Source organism: Streptomyces sp. NPDC006197 (assembly GCF_040613865.1).
Lineage (GTDB): Bacteria > Actinomycetota > Actinomycetes > Streptomycetales > Streptomycetaceae > Streptomyces.
On sequence record NZ_JBEXSZ010000003.1, the window covers coordinates 1 to 25,159 of the forward strand.

19 protein-coding genes and 2 pseudogenes are annotated in these 25,159 nt (G+C 71.9%); 15 read left to right on the forward strand and 6 right to left on the reverse strand.

Annotated features, from left to right (window positions below):
* Nucleotides 1–600: 600 nt before the first annotated feature.
* A complete protein-coding gene (locus tag ABZ318_RS01170) occupies nucleotides 601–990 on the reverse strand; it encodes a hypothetical protein (RefSeq protein ID WP_356900395.1) in 390 nt (129 codons plus the stop codon).
* Nucleotides 991–1,060: 70 nt separating this feature from the next.
* Between ABZ318_RS01170 and ABZ318_RS01175 the strand changes: the two are divergent.
* Nucleotides 1,061–1,264, forward strand: a pseudogene (locus tag ABZ318_RS01175) (hypothetical protein); the annotation flags it as partial.
* 660 nt (nucleotides 1,265–1,924) lie between these two features.
* Here the strand turns inward: ABZ318_RS01175 and ABZ318_RS01180 are convergent.
* The 3 genes from ABZ318_RS01180 to ABZ318_RS01190 all read right to left on the reverse strand — a co-directional run bounded on the left by ABZ318_RS01180 (nucleotide 1,925) and on the right by ABZ318_RS01190 (nucleotide 4,752).
* Nucleotides 1,925–2,404 (reverse strand): hypothetical protein, encoded by a 480-nt coding sequence (locus ABZ318_RS01180; protein ID WP_356900396.1) that lies wholly within the window; start codon nucleotides 2,402–2,404, stop codon nucleotides 1,925–1,927.
* Between the two features lie 434 nt (nucleotides 2,405–2,838).
* A complete protein-coding gene (locus ABZ318_RS01185; protein ID WP_356900397.1) occupies nucleotides 2,839–3,513 on the reverse strand; it encodes a response regulator transcription factor in 675 nt (224 codons plus the stop codon).
* Between the two features lie 36 nt (nucleotides 3,514–3,549).
* Nucleotides 3,550–4,752 carry a histidine kinase gene (locus tag ABZ318_RS01190; protein ID WP_356900398.1) on the reverse strand — a complete coding sequence of 401 codons (1,203 nt, stop codon included), beginning with the start codon at nucleotides 4,750–4,752 and terminating at the stop codon, nucleotides 3,550–3,552.
* Between the two features lie 286 nt (nucleotides 4,753–5,038).
* Here ABZ318_RS01190 and ABZ318_RS01195 point away from each other — a divergent pair, with 286 nt between their 5' ends.
* On the forward strand, nucleotides 5,039–5,200 hold the full coding sequence (locus tag ABZ318_RS01195; protein ID WP_356900399.1) for a hypothetical protein: 162 nt from the start codon (nucleotides 5,039–5,041) through the stop codon (nucleotides 5,198–5,200).
* Nucleotides 5,201–5,360: 160 nt separating this feature from the next.
* On the forward strand, nucleotides 5,361–7,001 hold the full coding sequence (locus ABZ318_RS01200; RefSeq protein WP_356900400.1) for a serine/threonine-protein kinase: 1,641 nt from the start codon (nucleotides 5,361–5,363) through the stop codon (nucleotides 6,999–7,001).
* Between the two features lie 501 nt (nucleotides 7,002–7,502).
* Here the strand turns inward: ABZ318_RS01200 and ABZ318_RS01205 are convergent.
* Together ABZ318_RS01205 and ABZ318_RS01210 are read right to left on the reverse strand one after the other, a co-directional pair.
* Entirely contained in the window at nucleotides 7,503–8,426 is a 924-nt protein-coding gene (locus ABZ318_RS01205; RefSeq protein WP_356900401.1) for a serine hydrolase, read from the reverse strand.
* Between the two features lie 551 nt (nucleotides 8,427–8,977).
* The gene (locus ABZ318_RS01210) at nucleotides 8,978–9,526 is read right to left on the reverse strand and encodes a GNAT family N-acetyltransferase (RefSeq protein WP_356900402.1); all 549 of its coding nucleotides are present in this window, start codon (nucleotides 9,524–9,526) and stop codon (nucleotides 8,978–8,980) included.
* A gap of 206 nt (nucleotides 9,527–9,732) precedes the next feature.
* Here ABZ318_RS01210 and ABZ318_RS01215 point away from each other — a divergent pair, with 206 nt between their 5' ends.
* The 12 genes and pseudogenes from ABZ318_RS01215 (at nucleotide 9,733) to ABZ318_RS01270 (ending at nucleotide 24,628) form a co-directional block, all read left to right on the forward strand.
* Nucleotides 9,733–10,989 (forward strand): ATP-grasp domain-containing protein, encoded by a 1,257-nt coding sequence (locus ABZ318_RS01215; RefSeq protein WP_356900403.1) that lies wholly within the window; start codon nucleotides 9,733–9,735, stop codon nucleotides 10,987–10,989.
* Nucleotides 10,986–11,819, forward strand: coding sequence for a DUF364 domain-containing protein (locus tag ABZ318_RS01220; protein ID WP_356900404.1), 834 nt, complete (start codon nucleotides 10,986–10,988; stop codon nucleotides 11,817–11,819). The genes ABZ318_RS01215 and ABZ318_RS01220 overlap by 4 nt, the downstream gene beginning before the upstream one ends.
* A complete protein-coding gene (locus ABZ318_RS01225) occupies nucleotides 11,816–12,910 on the forward strand; it encodes a cysteine synthase family protein (protein ID WP_356900405.1) in 1,095 nt (364 codons plus the stop codon). The genes ABZ318_RS01220 and ABZ318_RS01225 overlap by 4 nt, the downstream gene beginning before the upstream one ends.
* Nucleotides 12,907–13,965 carry a dipeptide epimerase gene (locus tag ABZ318_RS01230; RefSeq protein WP_356900406.1) on the forward strand — a complete coding sequence of 353 codons (1,059 nt, stop codon included), beginning with the start codon at nucleotides 12,907–12,909 and terminating at the stop codon, nucleotides 13,963–13,965. The genes ABZ318_RS01225 and ABZ318_RS01230 overlap by 4 nt, the downstream gene beginning before the upstream one ends.
* On the forward strand, nucleotides 13,962–15,218 hold the full coding sequence (locus ABZ318_RS01235; RefSeq protein ID WP_356900407.1) for an MFS transporter: 1,257 nt from the start codon (nucleotides 13,962–13,964) through the stop codon (nucleotides 15,216–15,218). The genes ABZ318_RS01230 and ABZ318_RS01235 overlap by 4 nt, the downstream gene beginning before the upstream one ends.
* Before the next feature lie 14 nt (nucleotides 15,219–15,232).
* On the forward strand, nucleotides 15,233–16,039 hold the full coding sequence (locus ABZ318_RS01240) for a class I SAM-dependent methyltransferase (protein WP_356900408.1): 807 nt from the start codon (nucleotides 15,233–15,235) through the stop codon (nucleotides 16,037–16,039).
* Nucleotides 16,040–16,084: 45 nt separating this feature from the next.
* Nucleotides 16,085–17,692, forward strand: a complete 1,608-nt coding sequence (locus ABZ318_RS01245; RefSeq protein ID WP_356900409.1) for an ABC transporter substrate-binding protein — start codon at nucleotides 16,085–16,087, stop codon at nucleotides 17,690–17,692.
* Nucleotides 17,689–18,642, forward strand: a complete 954-nt coding sequence (locus tag ABZ318_RS01250) for an ABC transporter permease (protein ID WP_356900410.1) — start codon at nucleotides 17,689–17,691, stop codon at nucleotides 18,640–18,642. Before ABZ318_RS01245 ends, ABZ318_RS01250 begins: the two co-directional genes overlap by 4 nt.
* Complete coding sequence (locus ABZ318_RS01255; RefSeq protein ID WP_356900411.1) at nucleotides 18,639–19,424, forward strand: ABC transporter permease subunit; 786 nt, start codon at nucleotides 18,639–18,641, stop codon at nucleotides 19,422–19,424. Before ABZ318_RS01250 ends, ABZ318_RS01255 begins: the two co-directional genes overlap by 4 nt.
* A gap of 5 nt (nucleotides 19,425–19,429) precedes the next feature.
* Entirely contained in the window at nucleotides 19,430–20,998 is a 1,569-nt protein-coding gene (locus tag ABZ318_RS01260) for an ATP-binding cassette domain-containing protein (protein WP_356900483.1), read from the forward strand.
* Nucleotides 20,999–21,672: 674 nt separating this feature from the next.
* Nucleotides 21,673–22,419: pseudogene (locus ABZ318_RS01265) on the forward strand (collagenase); the annotation flags it as partial.
* 184 nt (nucleotides 22,420–22,603) lie between these two features.
* Complete coding sequence (locus ABZ318_RS01270) at nucleotides 22,604–24,628, forward strand: serine/threonine-protein kinase (protein ID WP_356900412.1); 2,025 nt, start codon at nucleotides 22,604–22,606, stop codon at nucleotides 24,626–24,628.
* The last annotated feature ends 531 nt before the right edge of the window (nucleotides 24,629–25,159 follow it).

Below are 25,159 nucleotides of genomic sequence, written 5' to 3' on the forward strand. Positions count from 1 at the left end.
CCGCCCTCGTGCGCCTGATCACCTGCGCGGGCGCGTACGACCGTACCGTGAAGGACTACACCGAGAACCTCGTCGTCTTCGCCCACCTCGACACCTCGGTCTGAGGCTGGTGCTGTCAGTGGTTTCCCGCCCGCCCGCGGGGAAGGCGCCACGACCGGAGCCCCGCAGGCTCTCCAGGTTGCGGACGGTGGCACCTGTGGCACAACCTCAGCGAAGCGGCCGAGCGGGCCGTCGCCCGCCACCGCCAGTGCTTGCGCGTACTGGCTCCCGATCGGGAGGAGAAGGCCGACTCTCCCTGGCGGAGCGAGCGGTTCGCCAACCGCGTCCGAGCCCGGCAACCTTCCCAGCCTCCACACTCTCACGGCCGGCACCGACCGAGACCGCGACGCGGTCATCGTCGGCCTGACCCTGCCCCGGAACTCCGGCGTCGTCGAAACAGCCCCATCGTGATCGGTCCCGATGACGACCCCAGACGACCGCTGCCCAAACCGCCGCTCTCCCTTCGCACGTCGGCGAGACTCGCACGGAACCGGGTTCTCCAGGACGGATCAGAAATGGCAACCGGCTGGGTGGGCGGCGGTCGAAGCCACCGCGAGACGGTCAGGCGTCGGGGTCGACTTCGGGGTGCGTGAACCGCACGGGCTTGCCCAGCGACCGGGCGTAGGCGATTTCGGCTCGGGTGCTGTCTCCGATGTAGTCGCCGACTACGAGCACCTCATCAGCGAGGCGGATCTTCGCCCGGTGCAGATCGTCGAGCCGGACCTTCAGCGCCTCGGCCTCGACAGGATCGGACCAAAGTTCGTGCGGCGACTTCATGTCACAGCCCGGTTTGACGACAATCCTTCCGGCTTCGGTCTCCCGCAGATCGGCCTCGTTCATCTCGGTCATGAAGCGGGTGGAGCCGCAGATCGCGACGATACGCGGGAGGCTCAGCCGCTTCTTCGCGTCGGCAAGCTTCTCCTCGGGGGTGAGCGGTTGCGGGTATGACACTGGTTCCTCCTGGTGGTGTGGTCCAAGGGGTGCCTGCGGAGACGAGAACGAGGGCGTCCAGGATCGTTTTGTGACGAACGACGTGGACACCCTCGTGACAGCACTCTATGTGCCGACCGACGACACCTGAAGGAACATCCCGACCTGGCGTCGTGGCGCCGCCGGTCTGATGCGAAGCATCAACCGGATCCTGGCCGCCACCACCTCGGTGTGGAGCGACGACGTAGGGGTCGTGGACTCCACCCCGGTGGAATGCGGCCGCTCCCGCGAGACCGTCAGTTGATCTGGCGAGCGCACTCGACCTGCTGAACGATCAACCTCCGGACCGGCAGCACATCCGCGACCAGGTCACCTCCGCAGCGCGGGACTTCCTCGCCACAGAAGCGCACCGGAACCGCAGTCTTTGGACGACGCCGCATGACCCACCGTGACCGGTTCACGGAAAGCGAGCCAGAACTGAAACCGGGTGAGGCGCGGGGGCGATGGGGCCGTGCCCGCACCGCACGGACAGCGGTCGGGCCAGAGAGAGCGGCGGGCGGGGATCGTCCGCTCCCCGTCACGCTGCGCGGGGATGAGACGGCCGTCGGTCTCCCACTGCCGGGCGAGCTGAGGAAAGGGCGGAACTGGCGGCGGTCTTCCGGCGCGACGCGCAGGATCGCCGGCCGGTTCCGCCCGGCCAGGGGCACCCGGTAGGCGTTGTCGTACATGCGCGTGCCCGGCTCGACGGCGGACAGCGGCATGGCGGCGCCTCCGAAGGTCCGTCGGCGGGCTTCCCGATCTTCTCTGCGGTCAGTGACTGCTGGATGCCTCCGAGGCGCGCCCAACCGGCTGGAAGTCCATGCCGCCTGCCAGAACTTCTGACAGCGACACCGGTTTCCTGGTCCGTTCTCGGACCGGGAAACCGGTGTCGCGTCGTCGCGTCCCCTGCCGTGGATCAGCCCCGGACGGCCTTGAGCAGCACCTTCACGTCGTGGCCCTTGTGCCAGCCCGTGTCCACGAGCGGGCTGTGGTGGGACTCGTTGCCCCAGGCGTAGTACTTCGACCAGGTCTGGTGCCACGCACCGTTCAGGTTGGATCCTGTGGCCGTGTAGACCTGCGCGACCTTGCCGTCGTGCCGGTTGTCCCAGATGTAGAACTGGGCCTTGGTCTGCGTGTTCAGGCCGCTGTACCGGTCGCACTCGCGGTACTTCACGCCTGCCGCGTTGCCGTTGACCTGGATGATCCGCCACCCCGTGCAGGCCCCGGCCGCGGCCGTCCCGACGTTCGACGGCGACGCGGCGGCTGCCGGCGCCAGTGCGGCGGTGGCCGCCGCGGCGAGCGCCACCGCGCCCAGCACCATGCGCCTGCCCACGTTCGGCGTGCGGAGGTCTCCGCGCTTGTGCAGGGTACGGAGATTCGCCTTGCGTGCGTTCATGCCGTGTCCTTCCCTTCCCATGGGCACGAGCCGGTCCCCCCGTCGGGTCCCCTGTAGCCCGTGGTCCCGGCGGCCGAGGGGGTTGCCCCGGCGCCGGTTGACGAACTTACGGAGACCTGGAGTCGACGTCGTCCCACGACGGGTTGAGTCTCGCGGCCCTCCCCTGGGTCCAGACTCGTGGTTCCTGCAACCTCTGCCGTATACGGAGGGATGACGTACCGCCCTCGCCACCTCGGCCACGCCGGTCACGTCCCGCGAGGCGGCCGACTGTCGGCGCACGGGTGCTGCGGAACGCCGTACGTGAGGACCCGTCCGGGACGGTGAGCGGGAGCGTGTCGCCCGCCGGTTACGGCCGGTGGTGTCCACGCCGCATTCCCACGAGCTGCGGGCCTGCCCCGGTGTCACGTGCCGGTTCGACCGCCTTCGGGATCGGGCTACCTGAAGCCGTGCCCGCCAGGGGAGACCAGGCCGCTCTCGTAGGCGACGACGACGGCCTGGGCGCGGCTTGTCAGGCCGAGCTTGGACATCACGCGGTTGAGGTGGGTTTTGACGGTGGCGATGGTCACCAGTAGACGCTGGGCGATCTGTTCGTTGGTGAGGCCCTGTCCGACCAGTTGCAGGACGTCGGTCTCGCGGTCGGTGAGTTCGGTGAGGGACGTGGGCTGTTCCCGCTTCGCCTTCGGCTGGTGGGCGAAGGTCTCGACGAGCCGGCGGGTGACGGCCGGGGCGAAGAGCATCTCCCCCTCGGCGATCAGAGCAACGGCGGCAAGGAGACGCTCGGGCGGGGTGTCCTTGAGGAGGAAGCCGCTGGCCCCGGCTCTGAGGGCGGTGTAGACGTACTCGTCGAGGTCGAAGACGGTCAGCATGACCACTTTCGGCCGGGGTTCGCTCGCGTCGGCGAGGATGCGCTCCAGGGCGGTGATGCCGCTGATGCCGGGCAGGCGGATGTCCATCAAGATCACGTCCGGGTGCGTGGTGGCGGCAAGGTCCACCGCCTCCTCGCCCGTGGCGGCCTGCCCGACGACCTCGAAACCGGGCGCGGCCGTGGCCAGGGCCGCGAGCCCGGCCCGGATCAGTACCTGGTCGTCCACGATCAGCAGCCGTGTCATCGCTGCCGCCTCCCCCGTGTGTGCAGGGGAAGGTGGTCACCCGCCCCCAGCGGTCTCAAGCGGGGCCAGCGGAATGGTGAAGACGACCTCGAACCCTCCCTCGGCTCGAGGCCCGGCCCGCAGCGACCCGCCGTAGAGTCTCACCCGTTCCCGCATCCCGAGCAAGCCGAGCCCGTTCGACGGCAGAGCCGCCGATGTGCTGCCGCCCTGATCGCTGATCTCGCCCGCCAGTCGATCGGCTTCGAATCTCAGTCCGACGCTGACCCGCGCCCCCCGGCCGGCGTGCTTGACCGTGTTGGTCAACGCCTCCTGGACGATGCGATAAGCACACAGGTCCACGCCCGACGGTAGCGATCGCTGCGGGCCTGTCACTGCCAACGTGACGTCGAGCCCCGCCGCACGGGTGCGCTCCACCAGATCATCCAGACGCTCCAGGCCGGGCGAGGACTGGTAGAGCTGGTCGGGGTCGCCGACGCCCGGGCTCGTACGCAGCACTCCGAGCAGGCCGCGCATCTCCTCCAGGGCCTCCCGGCTGCTCGTACCGATCGAGACCACCGCTTCCCGAGCGGCCGCCGGATCGGAGGCGAACACGAAATCGGCCAGACCCGCCTGGACCGCCAGCGCCGACAGGTGGTGGGCGACCACGTCGTGGAGCTCCCGTGCGATGCGCAGCCTCTCCTCCACGATCGCGTGCCGGGCGCGCAGTTCTTGCTCCCGCCGCAACTGCGCGGTCAGTTCCGCCAGTTGGACGTTGCGCTGGGCCAGGCGGTTGATGCTGGTGGCCCACGACCACACGACGCCCACCCCGATGACGCTCTGCCCGATCGCCAGTTCGACCGATATGTGGGCTGCCAGGCCGCTCGCCACCCATGTCGCCGCGGTCACGACCGCCGCCCATGCGGCCCGCCGCTCCGGGTTGTGCCGGATCATCGTGAAGCAGAGGAGGAGGGGAGCCCATAGATTCGCCGACGGCTGGAATCCCGCCGCGGTGTAGACGACGAACGCGCCGTGGGAGACGGCGAACGCCACCCAGGGGGCACGCCGCCGTACCGCCAGGGGAAGGTTCACCGCCAGGCTGAGCCCGATGGCGAGGAGGCCGAAGGGCGGCCGTCCCTCTTGGCGGTAGACGGCCTCGTAGGCCTGCCGGCCGTAGACGATGGTCAGCGCTGCCAGAACACACGCCAGAACCACGTCGATCACCAGCGGATCGACCCGCGCCCGCACTCTGCCTCCCTGCATTCCCGCAGGGTAGACACGCCCACCCGAGACGTCGTCCACCCCAGGGTTGACTCCCGGGGCGGGCCGGGGCGCTTGTTCCAGCGGCAGTGGAACGCACAGGGCACACGACAGCGGCACGGCGTCACCTACACCCTGGGTATGAGGAACCCAGGCGCTGCCCTGCTTGTTGCAGCCCCCGTGCCCACCCCTGGGTGGACGCGGGTCGCCTCCCGGATCCCTACGCTGAGCAGGCCGGGCACGAGGAAGCGTTCTCCCGCAACGACGGGCCGGAAGGGGGCGGTTACCCATGGATCTGCTGATCTACATGGTGGTTGCTTTCGGGCTGTGGTTCGTCGGCTTCGTCGCCCTCATCGTGGTGGTGGGCGTGCTGCTGTGGAAGTCGGGCGACCGCGGGGGCGGGCACGGCCCGGGGGGCGGGTTCACCGGCGGTGGTTCGGCGGGCTTCTGAGCCGGCGAAGGCTGGTCGGGGATCAGGCGTCGCAGTCGTTCGGCACGCCCTGGCGGGCGTGCTTCGGCCAAGCCCCGCTACAGACGGAGGCTGCCGTTCGGGCCGGTGGTTCCGGCAGCCGCTTCAGGAGAATCAGCAGGTTGTGAAGGATGGGAGCGAAGTGAGCGGGCGGGAACGGGACGACGAGCCCACGAGCTACGGGCTTCAACCACCGGCTGCGGCGTTGCTGCCGCCGGCCGGCCGGGCACCCGATGTGGTCGACGGGCGGGAGCCGGCAGCCGTCGACGAGCCCCATCCGCCCACCAGGAGGGAGAGGGTCCCGCAGCCGGACGCGGGCCGGCTGCTCGGCGGCCGCTACCGGCTGCTGGAGCGGCTCGGTGCCGGCGGGATGGGCACCGTGTGGCGGGCGAGGGACGAGGTCGTCGACCGTGACGTGGCGGTCAAGGAACCGCAGGTCCCCGAGCACCTGGGACCGGCCGAGCGTCGTACGGCCTTCCTGCGGATCGAGCGTGAGGCGCGGGCGGCCGCCCGGATCGACCACCCCTCGGTCGTGACCATCTTCGACGTGGTCACGGAAGCCGGCCGGCCCTGGATCGTGATGGAGCTGCTGCGCGGCAGGTCCCTGGCCGAGGTCCTCGACGAGGGGACCCTGGCCCCTGCGGAGGCGGCACGGATCGGGCTGGCTGTTCTCGGCGCGCTCCACGCGGCACACGAAGCCGGGGTGCTGCACCGCGACGTGAAGCCGGGGAACGTGATGATCGGCCGGCACGACCGCGTCGTACTCACCGACTTCGGGATCGCCCAGGTCGAGGGCGAGCAGAAACTCACCGAGACGGGCGCCTTCATCGGCTCGCCCGAGTACATCGCCCCCGAACGCGTCCTGGGACGCAGACCCGGCCCCGAGTCCGACCTGTGGTCGCTGGGCATCATGCTCTACCAGGCGGTCGAAGGCGTCTCTCCCTTCCGCCGCCAGACCACCCCCTCCACCTTCCAGGCCATCCTCCTGGCCGAACTCCCGCCCCCGCAGAACGCCGGCGAACTCACCGGCCTGATCACCGGCCTGCTGCGCAAGGAACCCGAAAGCCGCCTCACCGTCCCGGCGGCCCAGCCGATGCTGCGCACGCTCACCCTCCCCGCCCCCGCGCCCCCTGCCCTTCCCGCCCCGCTGCTCGCCGGGTCCGGGCAGACGGCCGCCGCTGAGCGGCCCACCTGGCGGCGGGTGAACCGGCGTCAGACCGTCATCGGCGGCGTGGCTGCCGCGGCCCTCCTCATCACCACCGTGGTGCTCCTGAACCAGGACGACGTGCCGGACGGCTGGAAGAAGTACGACGAGTACCGGATGAACCTGTCTGTGGCCGCGCCCGCGGACTGGACCATCACCACCGAGGACAGCCTGGGCGCACAGGACGGCCCCTATCGCGGCACCCGCTACACCGCTCCCAAGGGCGACAGGTCCCTCCTGGTGGACCGCAAGGAGAAGGCCACCGAGACCGCCCGGGCGACTGCCGAGCACTGGAAGCGCGAGCACGAGAGCGCCATCCCGCCCACCGGCGGCTCGCCGAGCGTGGCCACCGTCGAGTCCACCACCCACCAGGGCCGCGACGCGGCCGTCCTCACCGAGTCCTACAGCGAGAACAGCCAGGGGACTCCCCGACGCCTCACCAAGATCCTCATCGTCATCACCTCACAGCAAGAACGCATCACCCTCGGGGTCAACCTGCCCGACGGCAAAACGGCGCAGAAAACCGCCGACGACCTGCTCGCGAAAGCACGCTCGTCCCTCGAGATCCGCAACTCATAACGGCCGGGCTCCGCGGGGCGGGGTTTCAGGAGCGCGAGCGCCGCCACCGTGACCACGGGGCCGGTATTCAACCGGCCCACCGGCACCACCGCCGACCAGCAGGCGATCCGCGCCCGGGCCCGTTCGGTCATCGCCGGTGCGGACAGCGGCTCCGTCGACGGACGCCGCCCGCGTGCCGACCCGTCGGACCGGCAGGTTCAGGAGGAGTCGCTGGAGTCGGTCGGGAGCGTCTTGCCCGCGACTGCTGACCGGGCGACGCCGTCGACTGCCACACGGATACCGAAATGAGGCGTGGGGCTGCCGGCGGGTCGGTCGCCGGCAGCCGTTCTCGCCTTGCCGAACTTCCTGGTGGTGCTCCACGGCCTGCCCGAAGACCAACCCGCCGGCTGAGCCGAGGTCAGGGCTGACGCGAGGCGGGGATGCGGCAGGAGGGGGCGGAAGACGCTGCCGGGGGTCCGGTCCGCGTGCTCCCGTTCGCCCTCTTCGCGGGCGGTCGGGGCGTCAGCCCCGGGGCACCGCGACGTACGCCTCCCTGGGCGTGGTGGTCGGCGTGTAACGGGACGCGGCGGTCGCGGTCGGGATCAGATCCCGGTGGATCACCTTGGCCACGGCCTGGATCGTGTTCACGCCGTAGTTCATCGTGCTGTTGCCGTCGGTGAGCACGGAGATGGTGTAGTCGTGGCCGCCGCCCTTGAACGTGCCGACGCTGTGCACGCGCCAGCCGCGCGTGGCGCGCTGCAGCCAGCCGTTCTTGACGTGCACGGCCACGGAGGAGGGCGCGCCGGCCGGGGTTCCCCACCTCTGCGAGGTGATGACGTTCCCCATGAGCTTGAGGATGTAGGCGCGGGAGTTGTCACTCAGGACGGAGTTCCTGGCGGTGATCAGCGAGAGCAGCCGCTGCTCGTCGGTGACGTTGATCCGGGTGAGCCCCCAGTAGCCGCCGGATCCCGGCACCGTCCGCGTCATGCCGGCAGCCGCCAGGAAACCCTTCACCTTGGTGACGCCGAGCTGGTTCCACAGGGAGGTGGTGGCCGCGTTGTCGGACTTGGTGATCATGGCGGTCGCGAGGTTGGTCTCGCGTGAGGTCAGATACCGGTTGGTCTTCTTGGCGTCCCAGAGGAGCGTGGCGAGGACGGTCACCTTCACGACGCTGGCCGAGTCGTACGAGACCGTGGCGCGCAGGGTGCAGGTGGTGTTCGTGGTGCGGTCGCGCAGGCCGACGGCGACGGTGCCGCCGCGCGTGGCGAGGGCGGCGGTGATGTCCCGCTGAAGCTTGGCGGCGAGCCCGGCCTTGCCCGACGTGCAGCTGACCTGCGGCGCGGTGGCGGCGGAAGCAGGCGCCGCGCCCGCGACGACGGGCACGAGCATCCCGGCGGCGGCCACGGCCGGAAGGACGCGGGCACGCAGGGATATGTGGTGAGTCATGTGGGTCCCCCTAGAGACGAAACGAACGCGCCTGCGGCGCATTCGTCTTACAAGACTCCTGAGCGTGCGGATGGTTGTACGAATCCAGCGAAACCCGGGGGAGGTTCTCGTCGCGGAGGAGGTGAGGGGCGATCAGGCGGCGGAGGGTGCTGCCGGGCCGACCGGTGGCGTCCGCGATGACATCGGGATCGTGCCCGAATCCGGTCAGGACGAGGATGTCCTGCTGAAGCGGCTCACTGGCGCGCGTGCGGACCGGCCGCCGCCGTGGGCGGCGTGGGCCGGAGGCACCGCGGCGGCGACGCATGCCGGGCCTGCGGCGAGTCGTGGGAATCATCCATGGCGGTCGAGCCGGTGGGCCACGATGTCGTGGTGCCGCCCCACGCCCGCACCGGCCGCGCCGGGCTGGTGAAGGGCGATCCGGTCCGGGTGCAGCCCGCTGCCGCCGTCCTTGGAGATCTCGGCGCCGGTGACGGTCCCGAAGCCCGCGGGTGCGCCCGGCTGGCAGGTGTCGTTGTCGTTGCGCTCGACGTCGTCGTGGCGTGTGGGCCGCGCTACGGCAACGGGATCTCGAAGTGCACGGTGCCGACGCCCGGACCGTGTTCTCCGGTCGTGCGGGCGTCGAAGACCTCCTTGGCCATGGCGCGCCAGAACGCCTCGGCGCCCTCGACGTCGACGTTGGTGTGCAGGTAGATGCTGTCGTATCCGGGAGTCCCGGCGACGAAGGCGCATGCCCGGTCCACGAGCGTGCGTGCCAGGCCGTGCCGCCGGTGCTCCGGGCGTACGTACACGCGGACGAGCTGCGCGGTGGTGCCCGAGGGGTAGCGCTCCGCGAGCCGGCGCGGGTGCGGGGGATGGGCCGGTCCTGTCGAGCGGACGCCGGTGGTGGCCACCACCTCCCCGCCGTGCAGGGCGACCAGGAGCAGGTGCCGCGGGTCGTCCAGGTAGGTGCTCTCGATCTCGACGACGTCGCGGTGCCAGGCGGGCACGTACCCGTAGCCGAAGTCCCGGTAGAAGGTGTCGAGCATGACCTGGCGGGCGCCTTCCACATCGGCCGGACCGGCGGGGCGCACGGTGTAGGGCGGGCGTGGGGGGTGGTTCATCCGGATCTCCTGAGGTGGGTGAAGGGGCAGTCCCCGGGGGGCGTACGACGGCAGGCGGGTGTCTCGCGTGCGGAGAAGGCACGACCCCCTAGGTGACAATGAAAACGATTATCGATAAGGTCCCCTTCGGTCAAGCGAGCGCGCCCTGGTCGGCGCTGCTCCCGTGACCGGATCACACCTCAACCATGCTGTGAAAAGGGGATGTCGTGGCTCATCTGCTGGTGGTCGAGAGCTGGGTCGGGTCCATGAGCAGACTGCTGCCGAGGGCCGTCCGCGAAGCCGGACACGAGTTCACCTTCCTGACCCGCGACCTGCACCACTACCTGCGCTCCGCGCCCGAGGGCACCGCCCACCCCCTCCTCGCGGCCCGCCACGTGCTCACCGCGGAGACCAACGACACCGACGCGCTGCTGCCCTTCGTCGAACGGGCCCACGAGGTCCTGCGCTTCGACGGGGTGATCACCTCCTGCGACTACTACCTCCCGACGGCCGCGCGGATCGCGGGGCGCCTGGGGCTCCCCGGCCCCACGCCCGAAGCGGTCGAGAACGCGTGCCGCAAGGACGCGACCCGCCGGGTTCTGGCCGAAGCGGGCCTCCCGGGACCGCGGTTCGCCGTGTGCGCGGACTGGGCCGAGGCCGCCGCCGAGGCACACCGCATCGGCTATCCGCTGGTGCTCAAACCCGTGGACCTGTGCGCGGGGATGTTCGTACGCCGCGCCGACGACGAGGCCGCGCTGGCCGACGCCTACCGCGCGCTCGCCGACTTCCCCGTCAACGCCCGCGGACAGCACCGCGACCCCGTCGTGCTGCTCGAAGAGCTCCTCGACGGCCCGGAGGTGAGCGTCGAGACCGTGTCGTACGACGGGGCCGTGCACGTCATCGGTGTCACCGACAAGAGCGTGGCCGGAGCCCCCGCGTTCATCGAGACCGGCCACATGTTCCCCGCCGCACTGGATCCGGCGGACACCGAAGCCGCCGCGGAGACCGCGCGCCGGGCCCTGAAGGCACTGGGCCTCGACGGGGTCGTCGCCCACACTGAGATCAAACTGACGGCCGAGGGGCCACGCCTGGTCGAGGTCAACCCCCGGCCCGCCGGGAACCGCATCACCGAGCTCGTACGACACGTCACCGGCATCGACCTCGCCGCCGCCTGCGTGGACGTCGCCCTCGGCCGGGAACCGGACCTGCGCCGCCGCGCCACCGGACTGACCAGCGCCGCGATCGGCTTCCTCGTACCCGATGCGGACGGCGTGCTGGAGGCCGTCGACGGCGCCGACGCGGTCCGCGCGGCGGACGGCCTGCTGGAACTCCAGCTCGCCGACCCCGGCAAGACCGTCAAGGCGGCGGGCAGCAACAACGAGTACCTCGGCCATGTCATGGCCGGCGACGCCCTGGGCCCGACCGCCCGGGACCGCGTCGAATCCCTCCTCGCCCAGCTCCGTCCCCGGGTGGTGACCCGATGACCGCCCTCACCGAACCGCCCGTCACGGCCTCCGCGTACGACGAACTCGTCGAACGCGTGCTGACCGGCGCCGTCGGCCCCGACCCGCGCACCCGGCGGATCTCGGTCGCCTTCACCACCCGACAGGCCGTACGGCACGAAGGCCGCGGCTCCGGCTACCGCAACGAGGTGCTGAGCCTGCGCCTCGCGGAAGCGGTGGGGTCCTGCGCCGTCGAGCCGGGAGAGCTGCCCGACGGCGCCGTCGAAGACTGCGTCGGCGCCGACGTCGCCGGGCTCCTGGAACACGAACTGCAGCCGGTCCGGGTCGCCGCCCTCGACGCGTACCTCATGCACGTCCTGCCGCACGGCCCCGAGAACGGTGCACGGCCCTGCCCGCTGCCCGCCGGCACGTCACTGGAGAAGTCCCGCGCCAGGGCCCGGGCCGTGGTGGACCTGGTCGGCGCCGCACCCGGCGCGACCGTGCTCGTCGTGGGCGTGGTCAACTCCCTCCTCGAGGCCCTGCGGGCACGCGGCCTCTCGTACGTCCCCTGCGACCTCAAGGGCGGCACGACCGAGTGGGGCGAACCGGTCCGCGGCGACGCCCTGGCGGAGCTGGAGCGCTGCGACGCCGTCCTCGCCTCCGGCATGACCCTCGGCAACGGCAGCTTCGAGCCGCTGCGCCGGCACGCGCAGCGCCGTGGAATCCCCCTGGTGATGTTCGCGCAGACCGGCAGCGCGGTCCTGCCGCGCCTCATCGGATCGGGCGTCACGGCGGTGTGCGCGGAGCCGTACCCCTTCTTCTGGCTGGACGGCGGACCCGGGGTCGTCCACCGCTACGGAGGCGACCTGTGACGACCACCGCCGTCCTCGGCTCCGCACGCGCCACGGGCAACCGGGAGCTCCTCGCCCTGCTCGGCCGTACGCCGCTCGCCCGCGTGACGGCCGACCTGCCCTGCCCCCAGCCGGGCTTCTGGGCCAAGCTCGAAGGGCACGGCGTCGGCGGAATGAAGGCGCGCGCCGCCGTCTCCATGCTGCTGGGAGCCGAGGAGCGCGGCGAACTGCTGCCCGGCGCACCCGTGGTGGAGTCCACCTCCGGGACCCTCGGCATCGGACTCGCCTTCGCCGGACAGGCCCTCGGCCACCCGGTCGTGCTGGTCGGCGACATCGAGCTGGAGCCCTCGATGCGCCGGCTGTTGCGCGCGTACGGCGCGCGCCTGGAGCTCGTCGACCGTCCGGCGGCCGAGGGCGGCTGGCAGGCCGCCCGGCTAGCCCGGCTGCGCGAACTGCTCGCGCTCCTCCCGGACGCCTACTGGCCCGACCAGTACAACAACCCGGACAACACGGCGGGTTACGCCTCCCTGGCGGCCGAGCTCGCCACCCAGCTCGACCACCTCGACGTCCTGGTGTGCAGCGTCGGAACCGGTGGCCACAGCGCCGGGATCACCGGACCGCTGCGCCGCCACTGGCCCGGCCTGCGGCTCATCGGCGTGGACGCCACCGGCTCCACCATCTTCGGCCAGCCCGCGAGACCCCGCCTGATGCGCGGCCTCGGCAGCAGCATCCATCCGCGCAACGTCGCCTACGACGCCTTCGACGAGGTCCACTGGGTCGGCCCCGCCGAGGCCGCCGACACCTGCCGCCGACTGGCCCGCTCCGCCTTCGTCAGCGGCGGCTGGAGCACCGGCGCCGTCGCCCTCGTCGCCGCCTGGGTCGCCCGCGTCCACCCCGGCGCGGTCGTCGCCACCGTCTTCCCCGACGGCCCGCAGCGCTATCTCGGCAGCGTCTTCGACGACGACTTCACCACCGCCCACGGCATCGACCCGGCCACCGCCGCCACCCGCCCCGTCGAGATCCCGCACGCCCAGGCCGTGGAGGCCACCGGCTGGGCACGCTGCCGCACCGTCACCGACCCGCTCGCCGCACACCCCGAAGAGACACCGTGAAGACCAGTCAGCGCACCGTACGCCTCGAACTCACCGAGCCGCTGCGCATCTCCCGCTCCACGATGGCCGCCCGCGAGGCCGTCTGGCTGACCGTCGAGCACGACGGGCAGCACGGCCACGGCGAGGCCGTCACCAGCCTGTACTACGGACTCGACGCCGACACCCTCGGCCGGCTGCTCCACGCGGAATCCCGATGGCTGGCCCGCTTCCCCGACCCCGAGACCGCCCTGGGAGCCCTCCGGGACGGCACCCGCCAAGCCGCCGCCCCGCCGGCCGTGACCGCGGCCGTGGAGTCCGCGCTGCTCGACCTCGTCGGCAAGCGCGCCGGCGTCCCGGTGCACCGGCTCCTGGATCCGGACGCGGCCCCGCCTTCCGCCCCGACCGCCCGCACCATCGGCATCACCGCACCGGAGCGGGCCGGGGCACAGGCGAACCGCCTCGTTCGCGACGGATTCACGGTCCTCAAGGTCAAGGCCGGCGCACCCGACCCGGACGAGGACCTGGCCCGCGTACGGGCCGTCCGCACCGCCGCGCCCCACGCCCGGCTGCTCCTCGACCCGAACGGGGCGTGGACCGTCCGGGAGTCCGAGCGGCTGCTCCCGCTCTTCGCGGAGCTGGGCGTCGAGGCCGTCGAACAGCCCCTGGCACCCGGCGATCCGGAGGCGCTGGCGAAGCTCGCGGAGCGCTCCCCGCTCCCCGTCGTCGCCGACGAGGACGCGGTCGGCCCGGAGGACGCCCGCCGCCTCGCCGGACGCGTCCACGGGATCAACGTCAAGCTCGTCAAGTGCGGCGGCGTCGGTGCCGCCCTCCGCATCGCCGAACTGATCGCGGACACCGGAACCGAGCTGATGCTCGGCTGCCTGACCGCCAGCACCCTCGGCATCGCCCCCGCCGTCCACCTCGCCGACCGCGCCCGCTGGGTCGACCTCGACGGCCACCTGCTGCTCGCCGACGACCCCTGGACGGGCATCGGCGGCGCCGACGGCACCGTACGGTCGAGCCGGCACCCGGGCCTGGGCGTACGCGAACGCGACGCCCAGGAGGCCCGGGCGTGAGGACATGGCACGAGATACGAGGCTTCTCGACGGCCGTCCGGCTCCTCCTCGTCAATCAGCTCGGCGTCAACACCGGCTTCTACCTGCTCGTCCCGTACCTCGCCCTGCACCTGACCGAGGACCTGGGCATGTCGGCCGCCGTCGTCGGCATCGTCCTGGGCCTGCGCAACCTCAGCCAGCAAGGGCTCTTCCTCATCGGCGGCACGGCATCGGACCGGCTCGGAGCGCGCGGCGTCATCATCGCCGGATGCGCCCTGCGCACCGTCGGCTTCGGACTGTTCGCGCTCGGCGACGGACTGCCCGTGCTCCTCGCCGCGTCCGTGCTCAGCGGCCTGGCCGGGGCCCTGTTCAACCCGGCCGTGCGGGCCTGCCTCGCCCTGGAGGCGGGGGAGCGCAAGGCCGAGGCGTTCGCCCTGTTCAACGTCTTCGCGACCACCGGCGCCCTGATCGGACCGCTGCTCGGCAGCGCTCTGCTGCTGGTCGACTTCCGTGCCGCCGCGCTCACCGCCGCCGGGATCTTCGCGGTGCTCACCCTCGCCCAGGCCCTGGTGCTCCCGGCCCGCCACGTCGCGCCGACCGGCAACAGCGTGGTCGCCGACTGGCGCGAGGTGATCGGCAGCCGGGGCTTCCTCGCCTTCGCCCTGGCCATGGTCGGCATGTTCACCCTGGAGAACCAGCTCTACCTGCTGATACCCGACGGCGCCCGGCGGGCCACCGGCTGGGAGGGCGCCGCCGGACTCGTCCTCCTCGTCGGCACCCTCGCCCACCTCGGGTTCCAGCTGCGCATCACCACCGCGCTCAAGGGGCGCGGCAGCAGAGCCCGCTGGATAGGCACCGGCCTCGCACTGATGGGACTGTCCTTCGTACCCCCCATCGCCGTGGCGGGACACGACGGCGCCCCCGACGGCCTCGCGGACGCGACGATGCGAGTGCTGCCCGTCCTGGCCGGCGCCCTCCTGCTCCACCTGGGCCTGATGCTGGCCCAGCCGTTCGTGATGGAACTGATCCCCGGCTTCGCCCGGACGGAACTCACCGGCACCTGCTTCGGCCTCTTCTACGTCGTCTCCGGCATCGCCGCCGCCGTCGGCAACACGCTCGTCGGCTGGGCCATGGACGCCGGTGACCGCGCGGACGCGCCGTGGCTGCCCTGGGCATGCTGCCTGACCCTCGGACTCGCCTCCGCCACCGGCGTCGCCCGGCTCCACCGCCGCCGCCTCCTGCCCGTCCGCCCCGCCGCCCCGGCGACCGCATGAGGAGCACGCCACCCGTGACCCCCACCACCGCCAACCTGCTCACCGACAACCCGGCGCTGTACGAGGCGCGCTTCCCCGACCCCGACCGGCTCGCCGGGCGCTGGGCCGAGGACTGCCTGCGCCGGTACGGCCCACCCGGCCCCCGCGTCCTGGACACCGGCTGCGGCACCGGCCGGGACGCCGCGCACCTGCACCGCGCCGGCCGCACGGTCACCGGCGCCGACCTGTCCGACGCGATGCTGGCGTACGCCCGCGAGAAGCACCCGGGCCCCGCCTACGTCCGGGCCGACCTGCACGGCTTCGACCTGGGGCGGCGGACCTTCGACGCGGTGGTGTGCCTGGACAGCGCCCTGCTGTACTGCCACACGAACGACCAGCTCGACGGCTTCCTGACATCCTGCCGCCGGTCCCTCGCCCCCGGCGGCCTGCTCGTCGCCGAGATGCGCAACGGCGCCTTCTTCCTCGGGCGTACGGAACTCCTCGACGCCCCGACCGTCAACGGTTTCACCTGGCAGGGCACCGCCTACCGCTCCACCACCACCCTGTCCGTGGACCGGACGGCCCAACTGCTGCGCCGCACCCGGGTGTGGACCGCGGACGACGGCTCCCCGCCGGTCGAGCAGCGCTCCGCGTGGCGCCTGCTCTTCCCCCAGGAACTGCGCCACGTCCTCGCGGCCCACGGCTTCGAGGTGCTCGCCCTGTACGACGGACCGGGCCCGCGCACCGATCCGCCGTGGCGGGAGGGCGATCCGCCCGCCGTGACGGCCGACGGCGACCGGCTGCACCTGGTCGCCCGCCTCACCGCCACACCCCACCCCTGAGTCCCACGCGCCCCAACGGCTCGTACGACAGCAAGGAACACCGCCATGAACGACTCTCCCGCGCACGACGTCTCCGTGGACGACCGCCGCTTCCCCGGTCTGCGCCGCCGGGGCTTCCTCGCCGTCGCCGGAGGCGCTGCCGGCCTCGGCGCCCTCGCACTGGCCGGCTGCGCCGGCCCGGGACCGGCCGCCGACACCGCCAAGGCCGGTGGCAAGCCCCGGCGCGGCGGACGCCTGCGCGCCGCCTTCGCCGGCGGCGGCGCGAGCGAGACCCTCGACCCGCACCTCGCCAACCTCTTCGCCGACGCGGCCCGCGCCAAGGCCCTCTTCGACAAGCTCGCCGACCACGGCCCCGACCTGTCCGCCCGGCCGCGCCTCGCCGCGAGATGGGAGCCCGGCACCGGCCTGGACCGCTGGAAGGTCACGCTGCGCGAGGCCGGATTCCACAACGGCAAGCCGGTCACCGCCGAGGACGTCCTGTACAGCTACCGGCGCATCACCGACCCGAAGAAGGCGTTCCGCGCCAAGGCGTCCCTGGAACCCATCGACCTCCAGGCCAGCCGCGCGCTGGACGAGCGGACCGTCGAGTTCGTCCTCAAGCGCCCCACCGCGGAGTTCCCCAACGTGCTCGCCGCGTTCGGCGCGTACATCGTGCCCGAGGGCGAGCAGGACTTCGACGGGAAGCCGGTCGGCAGCGGCCCCTTCCGCTTCGTCTCCTTCGCCCCCGGGAAGTCCGCCGTCTTCAGGCGGAACGAGGACTACTGGGACGGTGCCCCGTACCTGGACGAGCTGGAGTTCATCGTCGCCAACGAGGAGTCCGCCCGCGTCAACGCCCTCCTCGGCGGCCAGATCGAGTACGCCCACGAGCTCGACCCCACCACCGGCCGCGCCCACGAGGGCAAGGGCCGGATCGAGATCATCCGGCTCCGCAACAGCGCCATGCAGGCGTTCGCGATGAAGACCGACCGCCCGCCGTTCGACGACAAGCGGGTACGGGAGGCGTTCTTCCTGATCGCCGACCGGAAGGAACTGGTCGCCGGCGCCCTGTCCGGCGCCGGCGAGATCGGCAACGACCTGTTCGGCAAGGGCTACGAGTACTACGCCGCGAGCCTGCCCCAGCGGGAACAGGACCTCGACCGGGCCAAGGCGCTGCTCAAGCAGGCCGGCGCCGAGGGCCTGAAGGTCACCCTCGACACCTCGCCCGTCGCCGCCGGGTTCACCGAGGCCGCCACCATCTTCCGCGACCAGGCCGCCAAGGCCGGCGTCACCGTCACCGTCAGGACCGGCAGCAAGGACAGCTACTGGAAGGACGTCCTCGACTCCGGCACCCTCTGCTCCTACCGCTCCGGCGCCATGCCCATCGAGGCCCACATCTCCCAGCGCCTGCTCACCGGATCGACCACCAACGCCACCAAGTGGCACCACAAGGACTTCGACGCCCTTTACGAGCAGGCGCAGTCCACCAAGGACAAGGCCGCCCGCACCGCCGTCTACGAGCGCATGCAGCGCCGCCTGCACGCCGAAGGCGGCTTCCTGGTCTGGGGCTTCGCCGACTGGATCCTCGGCACCGCCCGTAACGTCCGGGGCGTCGAAGCCGAGGCGCCGGCCAACTCCCTCGACTGGGCACGCTTCGACAAGGTGTGGCTCGCGTGACCGGACTCCGGTCCTGGATCGCCCGGCGGCTGCTGCTCGGTGCGGCGCAGACGGCAGCCGTCGTGCTGCTCGTCTTCGCCCTCACCGAGGCGCTGCCGGGCGACGCCGCCGTCGCCCTCGCCGGCGACCAGCCCGACCCGCAGCGCATCGCTGCCATCCGCGACGCGATGGACCTCGACCGGCCCGCGCACGAACGGCTGGCGGACTGGGCCGCCGGGCTGCCGCACGGAGACCTCGGCACCTCCCTGGCCTCCGGCCGGCCCGTCAGCGCGTACATCACCGACGGCTTCGGCCCCACCCTGCTGCTGGCCGCCCTGACGGTCACGCTCCTCGTCCCGATCGGCGTCGGCCTCGGAGTCCTCGCCGCCCGTCACGAGGGACGGTTCACGGACCGCCTGGTCAGCTCGGTGACGCTCGGGGCGTACGCCGTGCCCGAGTTCGCCTTCGGCGTGCTCCTCGTCACCGTCCTCGCCCTGCGCCTGGGCTGGCTCCCGCCGACCGCCGTCGGCTACGGCACCGACCTCCTGGCCCACCCCGCCGCGCTGGTGATCCCCGTCCTGGTCCTGCTCTCGCGCCCGGTGTGCTCCCTCGCCCGGCTGGTGCGCGCCGGCATGATCGACGCGCTGGCCTCGCCGTACGCGGCATACGCCCGCCGCTACGGCGTCCCCGGCATCCGCGTCCGCTACGGACACGCCCTCCCCAACGCCATCGCCCCCGCCACCCAGCAACTGGCCCGCACCATCGACTGGCTGCTGTGCGGCGTCATCGTCGTGGAAGCGCTGTACGTGATCCCCGGCCTCGGCACCGTCCTGATGAACGCCGTCGCCGAACGGGACGTGCCCGTCGTCCAGGGCCTCGCCGTCGTCTTCGGCGTCACCACCGTCGTGCTCAACCTCGGCGCCGACCTGGTCGCGCGCCGCTTCGCCCCCCGGACGGAGGCGGCCGCGTGAGGTCCCGTTTCGCGCTCGGCGCCGTCATCGTCGGGGTACCCCTCGCCCTGGCCCTCCTCGGGCCGCTGCTCGTGGGCGAACCCGGGCCCCGTAGCGCCTCGTTCACGCTCGGCGGCGGGCATCGGCTCGGTACCGACTTCGTCGGCCGGGACGTCTGGGACCAAGTCCTGCTGGGAGGGCGGTCGGTGGTGCTCGTGGCACTGGCCGCGACCGCCGTGGCCTACCTGATCGCGTTCCCCCTCGGGGTCATCAGCGCCCTCACCCACCGGGCCTGGCTCGAAGAGCTGCTGATGCGACCGTTGGACGTGCTGCTCGCCGTGCCGTCCCTGCTGATGATCCTGCTCGTCGCCGCCGTCCTCACCCCCGGCGCCGCCGGCCTCGCCCTCCTCGTGGCCCTCGTCAACATCCCCGACGCCGCCCGCATCGTCCGGGCCGCCGCGGCCGAGGCCGCATCGCGCCCGGCGGTCGAGGCACTGCGGATGCAGGGGGAGACCTGGTGGCGTACGGCCGTCGGCTACGTCGGCCGGTCCCTCACCCGCACGCTCGCCGCCGACGCGGGCGTACGACTGACCGGAGTGCTGTACCTCGTCGCCACCGCGGCGTTCCTCGGCGTCGGCGTCGAGCCGGACGCCGCCGACTGGGCGGTGATGGTGGACAGCAACCGCACCGGGCTGTTCGTCCAACCCTGGGCCGTGGTGGTGCCCGCCCTGCTCGTCGTCGCCCTGACCATGGGCGCCAATCTGCTCGTGGACGCCGGACTGGAGAAGAGGAAGCGGACGTGAACGCCGTGAACGCGGTCGCGGAGATCAAGGACCTGCGCGTGGAGGTCGACGGCCGGGCGATCGTCGACGGGGTCGACCTCAGGGTGCTTCCCGGCACGATCACCGCGCTCGTGGGTGCCTCCGGCAGCGGCAAGACGACCACAGGCCTCGCCCTGCTCGGCGAGTACCCCGCCGGCGCACGCGTGTCCGGCCACGTGCGCGCACCGGACGGCCTGGTCGGCTACATCCCCCAGCACCCGGCGGCGGTCCTCAATCCCGCCCGCCGCATCGGCGCCCTGCTGGGGGACATCGCCCGCGCACAGGTACGGCACCTGCCGAGGCGAAGCCGCGGGGCCGCCGTCCGCGAGCGCGTCCTGCGGGCCCTGTCACTGGCCCAGCTCCCCGACGCCGAGGAGATGCTCCGGCGCCACCCCCACCAGCTGTCGGGCGGCCAGCAACAACGCGTCGTCCTCGCGCAGGCGCTGCTGCTCGGCGCCGAGGTGGTCGTGGCCGACGAGCCGACCACGGGCCAGGACGCGCTGACGAAACGGAGCATCGTCGACCAGCTCGCCGCCGTGGCCCGGGAGGGGATCGCCGTCGTCCTGCTCAGCCACGACCTGGACGTCGTCCGCGCACTCGCCGACGAGGTCCTGGTCATGCGGAACGGGCACGTGGTGGAATCCGCGCCGGCCGAGCGTCTGTGGCGCGCACCACGGCATCCCTGGACGGTCGAGCTCCTGGCATCCGAATCCGCCACCACCCGTGTCGAACCGGCAGCCGAGGGCGACCCGGTCCTCCGGACCGGCCCCCTCACCGCCCGCCACGGCCGGACAGCGGTGCTCCGCGTACCCGGACTCACCGTCCACGCGGGCGAATGCCTGGCCGTCGTCGGCCGCTCAGGCAGCGGAAAGACGACCCTGGCCCGCTGCCTGGCCGGCCTGCACCGGCACCACGACGGCGAGATCCTCCTCGACGGCGCCCCGCTCCCGCGCAGCCTGCGAGACCGCACACGGCACCAGCTCGCCGCGGTCCAGTACGTCTTCCAGGACGCCAGGGCCGCGTTCGACGAACACCGCCCGGTCCTCCACCAGGTGGCCCGCACGGCGGTACGGCTGCGCGGAGCGGCCGAGCCGGACGCCCTGACCGAAGCGCTCACCACTCTCGCGGGCCTCGGCCTGACCGACGACCTCGTACGCCGTCCCCCCGGCGGGCTGTCCGGCGGCGAACTCCAGCGCGCCGCGCTGGCCCGGGCCCTGCTGGCCCGGCCCCGCGTGCTGATCTGCGACGAGATCACCTCCGGCCTCGACACGGTCACCCGGCGGGGAATCCTCGACACGCTCGCCGGACTCGTACGCGACCGGGGCGACCTGTCCCTGGTGCTGATCACACACGACCTGGCGACAGCCGCGCTGGCCACCCGCATCGCCGTACTGGAGGCCGGCACCCTCGTCGAAGAGGGACCGGCACACCGCCTCTTCACGGCTCCGCGGCACCCGTTCACCGCACGGCTGATGGAGATCGCCACGGGGCGACCGACGGACCCTGCCGCCACCCCCTCCGAGGCCGGGACACGGGGGAGGGGCGCCAGGCTGTAGCCGAAGGACATCCGATCGGCTGCGCAGGCGCTGACGTCCGAGCGACTGACCGAGCGCGGAGGCGTCGTCGACCAGTCCCTCGCCTTCGAGGATGGTCAGCAGTCGGTGCGGCAGGCCCGGCCGGCGGCCCACGGAGGTGGTGGCGACCGCGTCGGCCGGCCCCTTTCTGCGAGCTGCGCGTCAGGCTGTGCCGTCTTCGGACGGGATCGAGGAGGACGGCTCCACCAGCTGACCGACAGATGAAGAAGCGCGCTCCAGCTCGGCGCGGAAGGCGCCTCGCGACTCGAAGTCGCTCCACGAGCTGCGGGCTCCTCCCGCTCCTTCGGTCGCTCAGCTTCTGCAATTCCCCTGTCCCGGGGCGGAGTCGGTCGACGAACGAACTCTCCACGGCCTTGTGAACCATATTGAAAAGACATGTGACATGTGCCATTTTACTGCGCAGCCCGTCACGGACGGGTTCCCAACTTCCCTCCCAGGAGTGAACCTTGCGCGCCATGGCCATCGCCACCGCCCTGTTCGTAGCCGCCGTCGCGGCCGCTCCCGCCCAAGCCACCCAGGCCGGCCCGGCAGACCCCAAGCCGGAACACGTCTTCGCGGACCCGGCCCAGCGCCCGGCCCACGGCAACGCCAAAAACACTCCCGGCGCGACCGCCGGCGGCGGGCTGGAGTCCCGCATCCTCCCGATCGTCCACGACTGCAGCCCGTCGCTGCGCATACGGGCCCAGGAGATGACCGCCGCCCAACTGGCGGCGACCTGCGCGAGCCTGGCCGGCCAGGACGCCTACTTCCACGGCGTGGTCAAGGACTCGGGGCCGGTCGCGAACGACTACAACACCACCCTGGAAGTCGACGTCTTCGACTCGAGCGCCGACTACAAGGCCTACGCGAGGAAGATCTACGGCATCGACACCAACAACGGCGGCATGTACCTGGAGGGAGACCCCTCCAGAACGGGCAACCAGCCCCGGTTCATCTGCTACGAGCGGACCGACGTGAGCCCCGGCTGGCAGATCTGGAACCTCAACCACGAGTACACCCACTACCTCGACGGCCGTTACGACCTGTACGGCGACTTCAACGCCAGCCAGACCACCCCCACCGTGTGGTGGGGCGAGGGCATCGCGGAGTACGTCTCCTACTCCTACCGCGGGATCCCCTACGCCAACGCGCTGGCCGAGGCCGGCAAGCACACGTACTCCCTGCGCACGCTGTTCGACACCACCTACGCCAACAGCGACGTCAACCGCACCTACAACTGGGGCTACCTCGCCGCCCGCTACATGGTCGAGCGCCACCCCGCCGACGTCGCCACCGTGCTCGGCCACTACCGCACCGGAAACTGGACCGCCGCCCGTGCCTTCCTCACCTCGCTGGACTACGAGGCCGACTGGAACGCCTGGCTGACCGCCGTAGCGGCGGGCGCCTGACCCGTACGCCCGACGCCGCCGAACCCTCCGCTGTCACACAACGATCTTGGGCGCACCCTCTTCACGTTCCCGGACACGCCGTCAGATGTGGAACAGCTCGTCTAGGCCCAGGTCCTGGAGATGCCCTGCCTGGGCCGATGGCCCCCTCTCTGTCGGATGGTTGGGCTAGCTTGCTCACGTGGAACAGCTGATCGCCGAGGATCCGGCGCACATAGGCCCGTACCGCCTGATCGCCCGGCTCGGCGCAGGCGGCATGGGGCTCGTCTATCTCGGCCGCTCCGAGGACGGGCGGACCGTCGCGGTGAAGGTCGTGCAGGCCGAGTACGCCGCACAGCCCGACTTCCGCAGGCGGTTCGCACTCGAGGTGGATGCCGCCCAGCGGGTGGGCGGGGCATGGACGGCAGCCGTGCTCGACTCCGACACCGAGGCGCGCGTGCCCTGGGTGGCGACACGGTATGTGCCCGGCCCGTCCCTGCACGATGTCGTGGCCCGCGACTTCGGGCCGCTGCCCGAGGCATCCGTGCGCTTCCTCGCCGAGGGCCTTGCGCACGCGCTGATCGACATCCATGCGGCCGGCCTGATCCACCGAGACCTCAAGCCGTCCAACGTCCTTGTCACTGTGGACGGCCCGCGCGTCATCGACTTCGGCATTGCCCGCGCCCTGGAGACCCTCGCCGAGGGCCCACTGACCCGCACCGGCGCGGTGATCGGATCCCCGGGCTTCATGTCCCCGGAGCAGGTACGCGGGCAGCGCCTCACCCCCGCGTCCGACGTCTTCTGCCTGGGCTCGGTCCTCGCCTTCGCCGCGACCGGACGTTCGCCCTTCGGCACCGTCGACAGCGGGCTGCATTCGCTGATGTTCCGTGTCGCCGAAGAAGAACCCGACCTCGTCGGCGTACCGGAGGCCCTGCTGCCGCTCGTACGCGAGTGCCTGCGCAAGGACCCGTCCGCCAGGCCCACCCCGCAGGACCTGGCCGCCCGGACCGCCATCGGATCTTCCACCACCTGGCTTCCGGGTGAGGTCCTCGCTCAACTCGGCCGCAGCTCGGCCCAGTTGCTGGACTTCGCCCCGGCGCGGCCGCAGCCGCTTCCGGCGGCGCCTGCGCAGGCCCCTGCGCACGCCCAGGCGGCCACGCCGACTCCGACCGCCACGCCCACCGCCACGCCTACGTCACTGAACCCCCACCCGGCCCTCCAGGCTCTCCCGCCTCCCTCGCCCGGGGGCTTCCCGTACGACGCGCCCACCCAGGGGGTCGACGGGGCCGGCCGACCGCCGACTCCCCGTCGCCGACCGGCCGCTGTCGTCGCCGCGGCTGCCGCCGCAGTCGTGCTCATCGGGGGTGGGCTGGTCGCCCTCAACCTCTGGAGGGGCGCCAACTCCGGCGACGACGGCGGCGGCGGGAGTACGTCCAAGGCCCTGCCGGACGGCTTCGCCGGCGCCTGGGTGGGTGTTCAGGAGACCGATGTCGAGGACACGGCCACAGGCACCCGGGCGTCGTTGCTCACCCGGCTGACGTTCGACAAGGGCGCCCGTGTCGATCAGAAGGCCGAGTACGCCGTGCTGGGCCTCGGCCGCCTGTGCGTCTACAGCCCCACCGTGACCTCGGCAACCGACGGCAAGGAGCAGGGCGCCACCGCGAGCGAGGTGAGCGTGAGCGCTTCCACCTTGAAGCGCGCCGAGCCGATGAGCGAGTCCGGGAAGTGCGAACAGCAGCAGCCTGCCATGACCCTCAAGAACCCGGCCGACGGCAAGGTCGCCGTGACCAGTGGCAACACGAAGAGCACCTTCCTCAAGGACGGGGTGGAAGACCCGAAGGTGAAGTCGCTCGACACGTTCAACGGACAGTGGTACTACGATCCACCGGACGCCACGGACTACGAGTTGGTCGCGGTGGTGGTCGGGCATGGTCCTGGTCCGCGCGGCGTGCAGATCAGTATCCAGCCGGGCGGGACACCGGTGAGGATGTGTGTCTACTTGGCGCAGGCGTTCACCGTGCTGGAGGCCCAAGGGAGCGAGGAGCCGAAGAACTTGTCCACCACGCCGGGGCAGCTTCAGGCCGACCTGTCCGGCAAGGGCTGTGCTCAGGACGGCCCGCTCTTCGACATCAACCGCACCAAGAGCAGCAGGGACCTGAGCTTCTCCCTGCGCTCCCCGGGCAAGAACGAGCTGCTGGAGACCGGGAAGCTGCGATCCAACGGATAGGGGACGTCACCGGCAACCAGGCCGGACCCATGGAGATGTCCGGGGCGGACCGTAGTGTGCGGCCGTGGGCGGCCTCACGATCCTGAGCTTCCCGCGCTGCTCTTGCGTACCGAACGAGACTCTCTGCTACCGCTGTTGAGGGCGAAGCCCGACGCGTATCCCGGACCTGCCCCCGGGCGACCGGACCCCGGCCCGCTTCATCGGCGACGCCACCACCTTGGTCCGCCTGAGCGCAGGCCGCCCCGTGATCGGGGTCCGCTACGAACTCGCGGGCACGAAAGCTACGCCTGGGCCGGCCGCCGGCTCGACGCCGAGTGACCGCGCTGCTCGGCGCGCGCCGGAACCGCCGACCGGCAACAGGGTCGACGTTGCCTGCTACGGCACTGGTGATCCGGGCTGCTCCAGACGCGCCACACGCCTGGTGTGTCCCTTCGAACCTGCTGAGTGCGGGTGGCGGCCCGCCGAAGAGCACGTGGTCTTCGACAGGCCGCACCGAGAGGAAGGGGCGTCAGGCCCAGTTCTGGTGCACGT